The organism is Pedobacter sp. MC2016-14, from assembly GCF_020991475.1.
In the GTDB taxonomy this organism is placed as follows: domain Bacteria; phylum Bacteroidota; class Bacteroidia; order Sphingobacteriales; family Sphingobacteriaceae; genus Pedobacter.
Genome location: NZ_JAJMPA010000001.1, coordinates 2,573,182 through 2,588,091, shown reverse-complemented (window position 1 = coordinate 2,588,091; position 14,910 = coordinate 2,573,182). Strand labels below are relative to the sequence as shown.

Below are 14,910 nucleotides of genomic sequence, written 5' to 3'. Positions count from 1 at the left end.
TGTTTTAATTAAAATTTAAACTTAATAGCAAAACCGTAACTTCTCAGACTCGGTTGCATAAAGTAATCTACCCCTTGGAAATACGTGTCTGTACTGGCTGTAAGTTCCGGATCGTAAGGTGCCTTGTTATAAAACATAAACAAGTTTCGCCCAATCAATGATACATTAGCTCCTTTTATCCATTTGGCATATTTGGCTACTGGTATATCATAACCTAACGAAACCTCACCCAACCTAATGTTTGTTGCACTGTAAGTATACATGGAACTAATACCAGTAGTACCCCCACCAACGGTCTGATAATAAGCTTGTGCAGGGATTAAAAATCCATTTACAGACGCACCACCTGCATCTCTGGCGTCAGCTGATGCCTGCGACACACCATATCCATCCATTATTGCCTGTGTAACAGACACCCCCACACCACCAAATCTTCCAGTCACCAATACACTTACATCAAATCCTTTATAAGAAAATCCATTTCTAAATCCGATATTAAAATCAGGATTAGTATTTCCCGCTTTGATAAATGTATTTTGATCAGGTAATACGGCCTGTGAAGCTGCATTCACATAAATATATCCATGTTCGTCAGTCTTCAAGGTATTTACATAAATATCCCCCATTGATCCGCCCTTTACCAGTGTATTTTTATAACTTCCAATTCCTGTTATATCCAATACATCACTTTTGAAATACAATCCTGTGGTAGGGTCTGTATAGCCATCAAGAAGTTCTTTGATTGTATTGCGATTCAATGAATAAACAACATTTGATGTCCAGTTCACCTGGCCTATTTTTTGATTTAGGGTTGCTGATACTTCAATACCTTTATTGTCAATACGCCCTGCATTAATGAATATACTGTTATAACCATATGATTCTGGGATAGTTGGATTAAACAACTGATCAAAAGTAGAGGAACGATATACAGTAGCATCAATCTTTAATTTGTTTCTAAAAAATGCAGCATTAAGCCCTGCCTCAAAAGATTTTGTCCGCTCTGCTTTTAAGTCTGCAGCCAAGAAACTAATAACCTGAGCAGAACCATTTGATAGAGGATAGGTACTTCTAGTAATTTGCCTTCTAGGCGGAATTCCCACCTCTCCATAAGATATCCTGCCCTTTAGAAAGGACAACACATCCGATTTTATCTTAAAAATATCAGTAAATATACCAGATAAACCCACAGAAGGATATATCGTAGAATTTGCGGACGTAAATGCCAACTGACTAGGTACATCTATTCTTCCCGTTACATCCAGGTATACCATACTTTTATAGCCAGCCTGGAAACTTCCAAAAGCGGATTGCATTTGATCATGATATCCACTTTGCTCTATTTTACTCTGTGAAAGATTTAGGTTAGTGTAGGTAAATAGATTTGGAACACTTTGAAGATTACCTCCTAAGCTAGAATACTCGTACTTGGTATCCTGCAAACTTACACCAAGGTTTCCTGTCAATGAAAAATCGTTTATCTGCTTGTTTGCATTTAACAATACATCAGCATAAACCTGATTGGTACTTAGATCATATTTATAATAAGCACCTGCGTCACTGGCAAACAAGCCAGAAGTGGACGCTGAATATTCTTTTAGGTTTCTGCCAGTAGTGTTATCCATCTTAACGCGACCAGTTACATTCAGCCATGAATTGATATCGTATTTTAAAGATCCTGTTAGCTGATATCTGTTCTTTTTATTGAGGAAATTATCTCTTTCAATTATCCAATACGGGTTTTGCATTTGAAAACCCTGGTCACCAAATGGCCAGTACTGGATTTTAAAGTTCCGTGTTGCATCATAGCGTTCAAATACCTGATATTTCCTAATGTCGTCACCTCTAGGAAATAGATAAATTGGGATGAGGGGGTTGAAGTACTGCCCTTGCGAAAGCATATTTCGTTCTGCAAGAGTAGTGTAATTTACACCCAAGTCCAACGTCAGTTTATCTTTCAGCAGTTTACTAGTATTACGAAAGGAGAAATTATACCTATCTAAATCATTGTTGTGTATAATTCCATTTGCATTAACCGCAGCAAATGAAAAATACGTTTGGTTTTTTTCATTACCTGTAGATAAATTCAGCGCAGTGGTTGAATTCACCCCAGTCTGGAAAAAATCTTTAGGGTCGTAGTTACTTGGTGTAGCTAGCTTTTCTCCCCAACTGCTATAACTGCCAATTTCAGATCCATATGTGTTCTGAAATTTTGGCATTACAAAAGGGCTGGAAAAAGTGGTACTGTTGGAAGCATTAACGGAAAACCCATCTCTAGAGCCTTTCTTGGTAGTAATTAAGATTACTCCATTCGCCGCCTGGTAACCATATAATGCAGATGCGGATGGGCCTGTTAATACCGAAATGGACTCAATGTCATCCGGGTTCACATTTGAAGCTCCATCTCCAGTTTGTCCCGCACCGCCAAACACATCCGTAGGCTGTGCGCTTAGCAAATCCGGCATTGGAATCCCATCAATTACATACAAAGCATTGTTATTTTGTGTTATAGATTTGGAGCCACGTAATACTACTCTTGCACTACCCCCTACTCCTGAAGAACTAGAATTGATCGTTGCACCTGCAACCTTACCAACGAGGCTATTCACAAAGTTAGCATCTTTTACTCTATTAACTTCCTCTCCGCTAATCTCTTGAACGTTATAAGTTAATGTTCTTGATTGTCGTTTTATACCCAGCGCAGTTACAACTACCCCATCCAGCTCATTCGAAGCTTCTTTTAATACAATGACTAAAGAAGTTTGGTTACCAACTGTTACCTCTGTGGTTGTAAACCCTATAGAAGTAATTACCAATACATCACCGGCAACTACGTCAATCACGAATTTACCATCGCTTCCGGAAACAGTTCCTTTGGTGCTGCCTTTTACTTTAACAGAGGCACCCGGAATGACCATTCCTTTTTCGTCGGTCACTTTACCTTCAATGTTCTTAAATTGAATAGCAGCTGAGAATTCAGGAAAAACAGATTTTTGCTTTTCTTTAATCACTATGGTCTTGCTTTCAATGGTATAAGTTAAGGGCAAACCTTTTAAACTTACAGAAAGCACATCTTCTAAAGAAGCATTGCTAAATTGCACATCCTGAAGCTTATCATTTTTAATTTTTTTTGCGGACCATAAAATATTGTAGCCCGTTTGCTTGTTGATCTCATTGAAGATCTGCTTTAAGCTTACTCCCTTTTGATGGAATGTAACCCGTTGAGCTAGCCCTGCCGCACTCACCTGCATCAATACCGCGAAAATTAAAATGGTTGTAATTTTCATAGTCAGAAAAAATTTACGGACATAATCCGGTCGGTTACAAAAATAATTTGTAAAAATTCTATACATTTGTTAGCTGTTTAAATTGTTAAGAAGTTGTTAGACACTAATTTAGGTTTATTCAGAAATTAGATCAGGGACAGTTCCAGTGTTCCTGGTCTTTTAAATAAACCATGGATGTTTAGTCCTACGGAGAATTAAGCTTCGCTTTCATATTTGGTTGTGGTTTAATTGATTAGTTTAGGTTATTATTTTATTTCTAGCTCTTATTCATGACAACAATTTTGTTGTTGTCAATTTCAAACTTAACTTCTCCTGCCTGTTCAAGCATTTTTAGCAAATCTGATATTTTAGTTGCCCGTGTAATGATCCCTGCAAAAGGCTCTCTTTTTAATTTTTCATTTTTATAAATTACATCTACATTGTACCACCTGGATACTTTATGCATAATGCTTTCTAATTCTTCATCGTCAAAACGGAAATAGCCATTTTTCCATGCAAGAGCATTTTCAACGTCCACTCGACTTATTTTAAAATCTTTTTGACCTAGAACAGACTGCTGACCAGGTTCAAGCACCACAGCTTTATCTCCTTGAACTAATGAAGTAACCCGAACAGATCCTTCAAGTAATGTTGTTTTTACAAGATCATCATCCGCGTAACTGTTCAGGTTAAAGTGCGTACCCAGCACCTCAATCTCCTGGCGACTTGTTTTTACCTTAAATGGCATTTTCTTATTATGGGCAATTTCAAAGTATCCTTCGCCCGACAACTCAACATTGCGCTCACTGCCTATAAACCTCGTTGGAAAGCGTAACCGGGATGCCGCATTTAACCATACCAAACTTCCATCAGGCAGATTGATCTGGTATTGACCTCCTTTCGGAGTTTCAATTGTATTATACAAAGCTTTTTTATTACCCTTGGCAAAAGCATCAGTTACAGAATAAATGATCTGCCCATCTGCAGCTTTACTGATTTTAATGCCAGACTGTTCAGCAAGTTCGCCGTTTGAAACATCGTTCAAAATAATCTTCCTGCCATCTGCTAGTGTAAGGATTGCTTTGTTCCCTCCCGGAACTATAGTACTACTGGAATGTTTTGCCAGATGTCTGCGTTCGGAAACTGTTTTGTTAACATATATATAAAGACCTGCCGAAAGGGTCATGATTAAAACGGCAGCAGCGGCAATAGAAGGGAAGAGCTTATAGCGCCTCTTTAAAGGTATAGCAGGCTCAACAGATTTCCACATTTCATCCTGACTGCCTAATAAATCAGCCTCTGACAAACTGGACACCTCTTCTTCATTAAGGTGGTGAAGCCAATAATTTACAATTGCCTTTTCCTGCTCAGTTTCCTGCCCCTCATTAAATTTCTTTACTAGTTCTTCTGCTTTTTTACCGTTATCCATCTTATATAATGCGGGCAATTACCGCAATTAACAACAAGACACATGAAAATGTCTGATCGGGTATCCCAAATCAAAATATTTATTACTTTTTAACCGATAAAACAAAATATCATTAAGCGGCCGAATTTTGCCTTGAGCAATTTGAGTGTTTTCTTCATGTGTGTAGCCACGGTATGTTCAGAGATATTCATTCGCTCTGCGATTTCTTTGTTACTCAGAAATTCTTTTCTTCTAAGGTCAAAAACTTCCCTCATTTTACATGGAAGTAAAGCAATCTCTTTTTCAATGATCCCAGAAATTTCACGCTCTCTGATCCGATAATCGGTGGCAGAACTTTCGCCGTCAAGGATTTCCTGTAAGCCGTTAATGTATTCACGACTGAACTCTTTGTGTCTGAATATATTTAAAATCTTATTTAAGACGCTTTTATAAAGATAACCAGACAATGTAGTTTTTAACACAAAATCGTCCCTGTTGGCCCATAACTTAACAAAAACTTCTTGTACTACATCCTTAGCCTCCTCCTTATCCTGAAGTTTTTTATGCGCATAAATAAGTAAAAGGGTATTGTAGCGGAGATATATTTCCTGAAAAGCAGTTTGATCGCCATCACGTAATAATGCTATTAAATCAAAATCGCTGTGTTGAAGATATACTGACATTGGTTAGTTTGAAACGAAATTACATAATTTTAAATTCAATATACAAATACTAATTTAAAGGCTGTTAGCAAAGCTGTCCAAATATTAAATCTACTAAAATAGTAGATTTAATATTTAAATGTTATATTTGTCCCAGCAAACAGTTCTTAAAACATATTTAACTTATCAAGAAAGACTGAGGGAAAGGCCCTTTGAAGTCTTAGCAACCTGTTATTTTACAAGGTGCTAAATCCTTCCGCAACATTTGCGGATAGATAAGATCATTTCATCTCTGTCTCTGATAAGCAGTATTTATACAATTAAACTTAAAAGACATGAGAATTTATCTAGACAATGCAGCAACTACTCCTTTAAGCCTCGAAGTTTTTGAAGCTATGCAACCCTATTTCTTTGAGAATTTTGGCAATCCATCTTCTTCACATTATTACGGGCGATCAGCAAAAACAGCTATTGACAAATCCAGAACAACAATTGCTGATCTTCTAAATACCAGCCCGGAGCATATTATTTTTACTTCTGGTGGCACCGAGGCCGACAATACCGCAATTTTGTCGGCGATTCGTGGTAATGGGATAAAACTAGCTGTTACGACGGCGTTTGAGCATCACGCGGTTTTGAATACATTAAAATTACTTCAAAGAAATGGAGAAATAAGACTAATTTATCTAAACCATGATGAACGGGGCAATCTTTCCATACCACATTTGGAGGAAATATTAGCAACAGGCGAAAAAGCCTTTGTTTCTGTAATGCATGGAAACAACGAAATAGGAAACATCAATGATATCCACGAGATTGCTGAGGTCTGTAGAAAGTACAGTGCTGTTTTCCATTCAGACACTGTACAAAGCATGGGGCAATATGCGTTTGACACAAAGGTCCTTCAGGCCGATTTCCTGGTTGGATCTGCGCATAAATTTCATGGCCCTAAAGGAATTGGTTTTTTATACAAAAGCATCAAAACTTCAATCACTCCCTTCATCAATGGTGGCTCACAAGAACGAAGCCAGCGTAGCGGAACTGAAAATGTAACTGGCATTGTTGGTTTAGCAAAGGCATTGGAACTGGCCTATAGCAACAGAGAAAATTATCAAACACACATCAGTAATTTAAAACAACATATGATTGCTCAATTACTCCGCAAAATTCCCGGCATCAGGTTTAACGGAAATTCGGCTATAAAAGAACTCAGCTTATCAACGGTATTAAGTGTTGCACTTCCAGAGACATTAAGTGGACAGCCGCCCCTAACTTATCTTGACCAGCACAATATCTGCGCCTCTGGTGGAAGTGCATGCACCAGTCATTCTACAGCTGGTTCTCATGTATTAGGAGCCTTAGGAAATAATTATGACGGCAGTACCATAAGGTTTTCATTTAGCCGATACAACACCAAACAGGAAATTGACTTTACGGTTGACCAACTGGCTTCACTTTTTATTAAGGATGTTTTAAACGAAATGAGGGCTACTGGTTAGCCTCCATTTTACATTTTTAAAGAATTCCAGTTGCTTTAAGTAATGTTCGTGCACTTGAGATAATCACCAGCACGCCTACCAGAATAAGAATAGTTTTAGTGTTTAGCTTTCCTGCTAACCTTGCTGCTATCGGTGCGGCAAGGAGTCCGCCAATAATTAAGCCTGCAATGGTTTGAATATGACTGGTGCCTAATAACACAAAAAAGGTAAGTGCACTCCCCAAGGTCACAAAAAATTCAGTTAAACTAACTGTACCAATAATGTACCTGGGTGTTTTACCTTTAGCAATTAATGTACTGGTAACCAAAGGACCCCATCCGCCGCCGCCAAAGGAATCTAAAAAACCACCAGCACCTGCAAGCCAACCTGCATGCTTAACTTTACGGGACTCATTTCTCTTTTTAAAAGCATTGAGCAAAATCCTTGCGCCAAGCAGCAAGGTATAAACTGACAAGACTGGCCGCAACCAGCTGCCATAAGCTTCACCAAGATAAACAAGTAGAGTGGCCCCTATAACTGCGCCCAGAACACCGGGCAATAATAATGTTTTGAAAAGCTTTTTGTTGATGTTTCCAAATTTGTAATGGCTAAATCCTGACGCACCACTTGAAAACATTTCCGCAGTATGGATACTTCCACTAATAGCTGCAGGATTAAGTCCTGTAGAAAGCAATACTGTTGTAGAAATCACTCCATACCCCATCCCAAGGGCACCATCCACCATTTGTGCTATAAAACCTGCCAACAGCATCCAACCAAATGCGGCGTCAAGATCCAGGCTAACGGCAAAAACTTTAAAGGCATTAAACAAATTGGTAAGCGGATAAAAAGAGGCAATAACATGACCAAGAATCATAAACCCAAGTGCAAACAAACATCTGCCGGCAATTTTGCGCCAGTATTTGGCGTCCCGTATCGAAACGTTTTCAACTGGAGTAATTTTCAGGTTTTCTTTATCCGTAACAATAACTGGTTTAGACGCTGCAATTTCTTTCATTTAAGATTAGTCCTCTAAAGCTTTATTTTTGAGGTATTGCAAATATATAAATAAAAAATAAAGACTACTCAATTGGTAGATTATAAAAGCCAGGCCATCCAGCCTGGCTTTTAAACTAACCGAATAAAAAGTATGCGATAATTAGCGTAACAATAACATTAAAGAGCTGTGCCAGCAAAAAAGCATACAAGGGCTTTTTATTTTCATTTTTAAATAAGTCTTTGAAATTGGTTTCCAGCCCTATGCTTGTAAAGGCGAGCGTAAACCAGGCATTCTGTAGATTTTTTAAGCTGTCTTTGACATTAGCCGCGGCAGCAGAAGGTAAAAAGAAAGAAAACAATAGTGAGGCCGCGATAAAAGCGAGCACAAACTTAGGAAAACGTTCCCATATCACCTTTAAGGTAGGTTTTTCTACGGTATCGGTTCCTTTAGCTGTTTTATTGTATGACCAGTAAATACTGATGGCAAAGGCCGCAATACCCAGTAGTACATTTTGTGAGAACTTTACAATCGTACTTATTTTTAATGCTTCCTCTCCTACTAATGTTCCAGAGGCCACTACTGCTCCTGTTGTATCAATGCTACCACCAAGCCAGGCACCAGTTACTTGTTGTGGAAAATTGAAATAAGCCGCGATATAAGGCATGAAAATCATCATGGGGATAGCTGTGATGAGCACCATAGAAATGACATAAGATAATTTCTTTGGGTCTCCTTTAATCGCCCCTGACGTAGCAATAGCGGCAGATACACCACAAATAGACACTGCACTGGAGATCATCATTGTCAGTTCATCATCTACTTTGAGCTTTTTACACAGCCAAAAAGCAAAGTACCAAACAGACAAAACAACAACTAGCGCCTGTATCAAACCAAGGGAGCCGGCCTTAAGTATATCAGAAAAGATTACCGTTGTACCCAGTAACACAAGGCCTATTTTAACAAATAATTCTGTAGATAAGGTATCTATAAACCATTGTGGTAGTTTAAAGAGGTTGCCAATTATCAATCCAATAACCAAACTAAAAATAACGGCTTCTAGATTTATAGATTTGATGAAACTGTTTCCAGCCAGAATTAAAGCAAATACCGTGAGGAGGTAAACAGCAGGAAATCCAATCAAAAAGTTTTTAACGGGCTTGCCTGTCACAATTGCACCTAAGGCACCCACGACTAGCACAAAGAGGAATTGAATGAATAAAATCAGCAAATTATCAGCTGTAAAAACATGTTCTATCAATGCCTGGCTAGTATCCCATTTGTAAACCGGAATAGGTAAAACGTAAAAGAAAAGGGAAAAAATTATAACAAGAGAACCGAGTATAACTACTGCCCAGTCTTCATGTAGCGCAAAACGCTGTTTTGTAATGGTCATGATATTGGTTTGTGAGGGATGTTGATGTTAAAAATATCTGTTAAAGCTTGTCTGGCCGCATGGTAACCGCACATTCCGTGCACGCCGCCTCCCGGAGGAGTGGAAGAAGAACAAATGTAAACGCCTTTAGCGGAGGTACGGTATGGTGAAAGCCGCATAGCTGGTCGGGTATAAAGCTGTGTAAGGTCTATAATCCCACCGTTAATATCTCCACCAATATAATTTGGATTATAAGCTTCTACCTGAACTGTATTCATGGTATGTCTTGAAAGTATAACCTCTTTAAATCCGGGTGCAAATCTTTCTACTTGCTGCTCTATGGCGGCTGTCATGTCTTTTCTTGAGCCATTTGGAACATGACAGTAGGCCCATGCGGTATGTTTGCCTTCCGGTGCCCTTGATGCATCGAAAACGCTGGGCTGTGCCAGCAATACAAAAGGTTTTTCTGCATGGATCCCTGCGGATGACGCCTTTTCGCCGGCAGCGATTTCCTTAAAAGTGTTACCTAAGTGCACTGTTCCTGCTTTCCGGCATTCATCTGCGATAAAGGGAACAGGATTGGATAGTGCCCAATCTATTTTGAATACGCCCATTCCGTAGCGGTAATTTTGAAGCTGTTTTTTATATAACCATGAAAACTGCGAGCCTGCAATTTCCAGTAACTGCTTAGGTGTAACATCTAACAAAGTGACCTTTGCTGAAGGGAGCTCTGCTAATGTTTTAACTATAAAGTTAGTCTGTACGGTACCCCCTAATGAAATGAAGTAATTGAGCAATGCATTTGCTACAGAAGCTGACCCACCTTTTGGGACAGGCCATCCATGAACATGGCCAACAGCAGATAAAACCATGCCTATAGCGCCCGTGGTTAAATTACTTAAGGGCTGAATGGAATGCGCGGTCATCCCGGCCCATAAGCCTTTAGCTTCCTTAGTACTGAATTTATTAGCCACACGCTCTGCAGATTGCAAAGCCGAAAGGCCGAATTTAGCCATTAACAAAGGATGCTCTGGCCATTTAAATGGCGAAAGTATATCTGCAACAAGTTTTTCCCAATCCTTAACCAGGGGACCAATCAGGTTTTTGTAAGCCTCCTCATCTTTACCTAGTCTCTCTGCTGTTTGCTCAACTGATCCAAAAAGTGCTGCAGCCGTACCACCATCAAAAGGATGTGCAGCCGCTACCCTTGGTTTAATAAATTCCAGTCCCTGCGCTGCAAGTGGTAAAGACGCAAAAAACGGCGAAGCAACGGCCATGGGATGAATGGCAGAGCAGACATCATGCTTAAATCCCGGAAGGGTAAGTTCGGCAGTTCTTAAACCGCCGCCTACGGTATCCTTCCCTTCAATAAGCAATACAGTAAGCCCTTGTTGCTGCAAGGTAATTGCTGCAGCAAGTCCATTTGGGCCCGAGCCTACTATTATCGCATCGTAATCTATCTTGCTCATTTCCTGATTTTATTTGTTGGCATTGTGAAGATATGGATTTGCTCTAATAAACCTTAACACTACTGGTTCTACCTTCAACAAGCGGATACCTTTTATCCACCCTATCCAGTACAACATAAATGGAATCTTTAAATTCATTAATCCCCTGTAAAACAATCCTGTTTTTACCTTGCCTTGCATAGCGTAAAACCTGGGTTTCCTCTTTATGGTTCTTGTTTTTATTTTGAAGGTACAGCACTTGCTTAACGGTATCGGCATTGTAAAAGAAATACCTGCGTTCTCCTGCCATACCTCCCACTTCCCAGCGCGTTACACCAAGATCCCGGTTTTTCTTTAGTTTCTGTAACTCATCCGAATCCTGTGTATTCACCTGATTAAGCTTGGCATTTTTATTCTTTGTAACCCTTAACGGCGAATAACCAATCATCCTGTCGGCAATGGCGCCCCGGTTGGTTTTATAACTTAAAGAGGACCAGGACTCAAATGTAGCATCCTGCCACCTGATAGAATCCAGAGGCGTATAGGGCAAAACTTTACCATTTAACTTAAACTCAGTTACATTATAATAACCTTTGGCACCTGTTAAACCCGGAGTGCTGGGGATATTGTAATTGTTGCCGTAAAAAAAGCCATAAGCCCAAAGTGCTGCTGCAACGGGTACAAACAGGAAATTAAAGGTCCATTTTATGCCAAAAGCAAGCTTTCTTTTCCAGGCTTCGCTGATGATGGGCTGATACCTGTAGGGCTGAATGTCTTGTTCATTAACCACCAGGTTCCATATTTTTGGGAGGTCGTACCAGAGGATGAATATCCCGATGATAGCAAAATAAGCCGCAGGTACCGCAACCCCGGCGTCGTAAGCATGATTGGCAATGGCGATGTTAAAGGTAACTACCGCTGCCAAAGCTGCACCCAAAGGAGAAGTTCTCCTGTTTAAGAGCAATAAACCCGGCAAAATCTCTGCGAAGCCAAGAAATACCGTATACCAAAAAGATACGCCTACATGCGACCAATACAATTTCTTTTCGGCCATATCTATAAAGGGGGTATTCAGCATGCCAACGGTAGGAAAAACCATTTGCATTGGAAAAGCTTTTTTTAAGCCCCAGCCTACCATTCCGTAAGCCAGGCGATAGCGTGCCAGGACCCTGATCCAATAGTATAGTTTACTGTACTGTGTTGATTTTTTATCCAGCAGGGTCCAGATAAGCCCTGCAACTACTGAGCCTGCAAACAACAAAATGAGGTTAATATAGTTTAACAAACCAAATACGCCCTCTTCGGATTCTATGGTTACAAACTGAGGTGGCCAAAAGGCAACAATGGATTGGAAATTGTGGTAGGTGATTTTTGAAAATCTGAGGTTGATGAGGTCTTCATAAAATCTGGGATACGTTGGGATACATAAAAACAGCAGATATAAAAACCCTATCCGAAAGGCTATCTTTTGGGTGTTGCTCCAATGGCCTGCTTCTTTTGCAAGGCCGGGATTTTCTATAGTGGGGTGCAATGTAGACATGATCTTTTCTTTTTTAATTGACTAAATTTTAACCGGTTTGCGACGGCCTTCAAACATCATATACTTTTTATTGATTTTTGCCAAAACCACATGAATGGAATCTTGCTTTTCATTTAATCCGGACAACACTATTGTAGAATCATTTGGCCTTTTGTACGTTAAAAAGAGCTTTTCTGAACGGTGATTCTTGTTTTTGTTTTGCAGCGAAAGGGTATGCTTCACGGTGTCTGCATCGTAATAAAAATAGTGCCGCCCGGCATAACCTGCCAATTCGTAATTCCTGTCTATATCGTGTTCATGTACATCTTCTGCACTTGAAAAATCTATTTTAACAGGCCTGTTTACTTTTATGGTTAAGGTAGACCATTTTTCAAAAACTACATCCTGCCACCTGTTGGAATCAGTTTTGGAATAGGGAATGGTATCTTTGTTGAGCACAAACTGTTGCACCCTATAATAGCCGTACGCATTGCTTAAGCCGGGTGTATGCGGAATTTTGTAAGGGTCGGTGGTGTAATTGTCATAAGCTTTATAAGCAAACAAAACCACAAACAAGATAAAGACAGAACGAAGAATTAAGCGGGTTCTTTTGAGCTTGTCACTAGTAAACTGATACCGGAACCGGTTTGCCTTTGCCGGAACTTCTCTAACCAGAAGATCAAATAAACGTGGGATATCATAAACAAAAAGAAATGCAGCCAATACAACAATAAAAGTACTCAATACGGGTTCACCGATGTCATAAAATCCATTTGCTACAGCCACATTACCTAAAAAACCAAAAATTAAGCCTACACCAAAGGTCACGGTCCGTCTGTTGAAAAGTAAGAAAGCTGCGAGAATCTCTACAAAGCCTAAAAACGACTCATACTTTGGCGCTATACCTACCGTTTGAAAATAAATTTTCCAGGCAAAATAGTCGCCATAATTGGTAAGTAGGTTGCTTAAAGAAGGATAAGGCATTTGTAATGGAAAAAACTTGATGAAGCCATAAGTAACCAGCACAAAAGCCAGCCTATACCTTACCAGCACCCGTAGCCAGTAGTACAGTGCCCTGTATTCCTTGCGTTTTGTATCTGCTTTTGCCCATATGGCTGTTCCAATTGCAGCCAGCACAGCAAATAAAGCCCAGTTTATAAAACTGCCAGCATACCATTGCTGTTCCTGATTTGTAAAAAACTGAGGCTGGTATTTACTCAGCTCAAATAAATCATGAAAGTGCAAATGAAACCAGTTGATCGTAAATAATTTGTGGTAAAACTTCCAGTCAAGGGGAATGATTTGTATGATTAAAAAGATGAAGAAAAACCGGAACAGGTTTTTCTCATAACCTTTCCATTCCCTGCTTTCTGCAGTAACGCTTGGATTGATAATTTCGCTCATGATCAATAGCTTAATGTGAAGAATTAATTTTTACCATAACCCGGGTTCTGATCTAATGTAGGATCTGCCAGGATTTCTCCGGCTGGAATGGGAAAAAGGTATTTATCCGGATCGTCCAGGTTAAATACAGCTAGTGCCCTGCCAGTCCGTACAATATCAAACCACCTGAAAGGCTCCAGCGCAAACTCTACACGACGTTCATTTTCTATAGCAAGTAAAATCTGTGCCTGGCTAAGTGTATTGGGTAATGCAGTTACATTTGCCCTAAGCCTAACGGTATTGAGGTCATCAATGGCACCAGGTAGATCTGGAGTGGTTTTTAGTGCCCTGGCTTCGGCCCTGATCAAATAAAGTTCTGCTGTGCGAATGAGGTATCCGGCAGAGGTATTGGTTGGATAGATTCCGCCGATGAACTGACCAGAAGCATTTCTTACTGAAAGCAGTTTCCTATCCCCACCAACCGCCGGGTCGTTCAGCAAATTGTGGATTTCTGCTTTTGGTTCTAAGGCCCTGTTGCTGGTGTTCCATTGCGCATAACCTGCATTTACATCATTTACACTGTAAGACAGTTCTAAAACAGATTCCGATGTTCCAGCTGCAAGTGCAAAAGGTTTAATCAGCCTGTAACTGGTATTGGCAAGTACCACATTTACATCCGCTTCGGCCTCCGCATATCTTTTTAAATACAGGTATAATCTAGCTCTTAAAGCATTAACGGTAAGTTTCCGTGCCCTGTTTCTTACTACGGTAGCAGGCAACAAAGGCTCTGCCGTATTAAGGTCGGCAAGCACCTGGGCGTATACTTGTGCCTGTGTGCTTTGTTTTACACCCAGTTTGTCTGCCACCACTGTGGTTGGCGTTAGGAAGATTTGCACATTTCCAAATACCCTCGCCAAATCAAAATAAGAAATGGCCCTGATGAAATAGGCTTCACCCAGCAACTGGTCTCGTAAGGCTGCAGTAAGTGAAATATCTGTAACAGCAGGTACCTTTTGTATAATGTGATTGGCGCGGTTAATGGTATTGTAAAAGTTACCCCAGTAAGTAGATAGAAAGGCAATATCTGACCTTAAGTTATAATTGATAACGTTTAAATCTGTCTGTGCGTTGTTCAAAGACCGGATGTCTCCACCAGATTGTAAAATGGTATTTTGAAAGCCGCTGCCATAATTTAAACTGGCCAATGAGCGGTATGCTCCCCTCACAGCCGCTTCGGCAGATGACTTATCATAAATGGTATTTTCATCCGGTATGGTATCGTATGGGGTTTCTTCCAGAAATTTCTCGCAGGAAATAGCTGTCATTGATAACAACAGGATAAAAACAACGAGCTTTTTATAAGGTATATTCATG

At 39.9% G+C, this 14,910-nt stretch carries 10 protein-coding genes and 1 riboswitch; of the genes, 1 reads left to right on the top strand and 9 read right to left on the bottom strand.

Annotated features, from left to right (window positions below; genetic code table 11):
• Window positions 1-8: 8 nt before the first annotated feature.
• The 3 genes from LPB86_RS10670 to LPB86_RS10660 all read right to left on the bottom strand — a co-directional run bounded on the left by LPB86_RS10670 (window position 9) and on the right by LPB86_RS10660 (window position 5,357).
• Window positions 9-3,287 (bottom strand): SusC/RagA family TonB-linked outer membrane protein, encoded by a 3,279-nt coding sequence (locus tag LPB86_RS10670; RefSeq protein WP_230643473.1) that lies wholly within the window; start codon window positions 3,285-3,287, stop codon window positions 9-11.
• Between the two features lie 256 nt (window positions 3,288-3,543).
• The gene (locus tag LPB86_RS10665; protein WP_230643470.1) at window positions 3,544-4,695 is read right to left on the bottom strand and encodes a FecR family protein; all 1,152 of its coding nucleotides are present in this window, start codon (window positions 4,693-4,695) and stop codon (window positions 3,544-3,546) included.
• A gap of 89 nt (window positions 4,696-4,784) precedes the next feature.
• Window positions 4,785-5,357 (bottom strand): RNA polymerase sigma factor, encoded by a 573-nt coding sequence (locus LPB86_RS10660; RefSeq protein ID WP_230643467.1) that lies wholly within the window; start codon window positions 5,355-5,357, stop codon window positions 4,785-4,787.
• Between the two features lie 159 nt (window positions 5,358-5,516).
• Window positions 5,517-5,618, top strand: a riboswitch (SAM riboswitch).
• A 53-nt stretch (window positions 5,619-5,671) separates the two neighbouring features.
• Here LPB86_RS10660 and LPB86_RS10655 point away from each other — a divergent pair.
• Window positions 5,672-6,835 carry a cysteine desulfurase family protein gene (locus LPB86_RS10655; RefSeq protein WP_230643464.1) on the top strand — a complete coding sequence of 388 codons (1,164 nt, stop codon included), beginning with the start codon at window positions 5,672-5,674 and terminating at the stop codon, window positions 6,833-6,835.
• A 16-nt stretch (window positions 6,836-6,851) separates the two neighbouring features.
• Here LPB86_RS10655 and LPB86_RS10650 read toward each other — a convergent pair whose 3' ends face one another.
• From LPB86_RS10650 to LPB86_RS10625, 6 genes are all read right to left on the bottom strand, one after another.
• The gene (locus LPB86_RS10650; RefSeq protein WP_230643461.1) at window positions 6,852-7,832 is read right to left on the bottom strand and encodes a sulfite exporter TauE/SafE family protein; all 981 of its coding nucleotides are present in this window, start codon (window positions 7,830-7,832) and stop codon (window positions 6,852-6,854) included.
• Between the two features lie 115 nt (window positions 7,833-7,947).
• Window positions 7,948-9,207 carry a YeiH family protein gene (locus LPB86_RS10645; RefSeq protein ID WP_230643458.1) on the bottom strand — a complete coding sequence of 420 codons (1,260 nt, stop codon included), beginning with the start codon at window positions 9,205-9,207 and terminating at the stop codon, window positions 7,948-7,950.
• The gene (locus LPB86_RS10640) at window positions 9,204-10,655 is read right to left on the bottom strand and encodes an NAD(P)/FAD-dependent oxidoreductase (protein ID WP_230643455.1); all 1,452 of its coding nucleotides are present in this window, start codon (window positions 10,653-10,655) and stop codon (window positions 9,204-9,206) included. Before LPB86_RS10640 ends, LPB86_RS10645 begins: the two co-directional genes overlap by 4 nt.
• A gap of 43 nt (window positions 10,656-10,698) precedes the next feature.
• Entirely contained in the window at window positions 10,699-12,174 is a 1,476-nt protein-coding gene (locus LPB86_RS10635; RefSeq protein ID WP_230643452.1) for a DoxX family protein, read from the bottom strand.
• A gap of 21 nt (window positions 12,175-12,195) precedes the next feature.
• A complete protein-coding gene (locus tag LPB86_RS10630) occupies window positions 12,196-13,557 on the bottom strand; it encodes a DoxX family protein (protein WP_230643450.1) in 1,362 nt (453 codons plus the stop codon).
• 23 nt (window positions 13,558-13,580) lie between these two features.
• The gene (locus LPB86_RS10625; RefSeq protein ID WP_230643447.1) at window positions 13,581-14,909 is read right to left on the bottom strand and encodes a RagB/SusD family nutrient uptake outer membrane protein; all 1,329 of its coding nucleotides are present in this window, start codon (window positions 14,907-14,909) and stop codon (window positions 13,581-13,583) included.
• Between the last annotated feature and the right edge of the window lies 1 nt (window position 14,910).

What these genes read in the sequence shown, in the direction of transcription:
- LPB86_RS10670 (WP_230643473.1), bottom strand. Translation starts at nt 3,287, where the DNA reads ATGAAAATTACAACCATTTTAATTTTCGCGGTATTGATGCAGGTGAGT.
- LPB86_RS10665 (WP_230643470.1), bottom strand. Translation starts at nt 4,695, where the DNA reads ATGGATAACGGTAAAAAAGCAGAAGAACTAGTAAAGAAATTTAATGAG.
- LPB86_RS10660 (WP_230643467.1), bottom strand. Translation starts at nt 5,357, where the DNA reads ATGTCAGTATATCTTCAACACAGCGATTTTGATTTAATAGCATTATTA.
- LPB86_RS10655 (WP_230643464.1), top strand. Translation starts at nt 5,672, where the DNA reads ATGAGAATTTATCTAGACAATGCAGCAACTACTCCTTTAAGCCTCGAA.
- LPB86_RS10650 (WP_230643461.1), bottom strand. Translation starts at nt 7,832, where the DNA reads ATGAAAGAAATTGCAGCGTCTAAACCAGTTATTGTTACGGATAAAGAA.
- LPB86_RS10645 (WP_230643458.1), bottom strand. Translation starts at nt 9,207, where the DNA reads ATGACCATTACAAAACAGCGTTTTGCGCTACATGAAGACTGGGCAGTA.
- LPB86_RS10640 (WP_230643455.1), bottom strand. Translation starts at nt 10,655, where the DNA reads ATGAGCAAGATAGATTACGATGCGATAATAGTAGGCTCGGGCCCAAAT.
- LPB86_RS10635 (WP_230643452.1), bottom strand. Translation starts at nt 12,174, where the DNA reads ATGTCTACATTGCACCCCACTATAGAAAATCCCGGCCTTGCAAAAGAA.
- LPB86_RS10630 (WP_230643450.1), bottom strand. Translation starts at nt 13,557, where the DNA reads ATGAGCGAAATTATCAATCCAAGCGTTACTGCAGAAAGCAGGGAATGG.
- LPB86_RS10625 (WP_230643447.1), bottom strand. Translation starts at nt 14,909, where the DNA reads ATGAATATACCTTATAAAAAGCTCGTTGTTTTTATCCTGTTGTTATCA.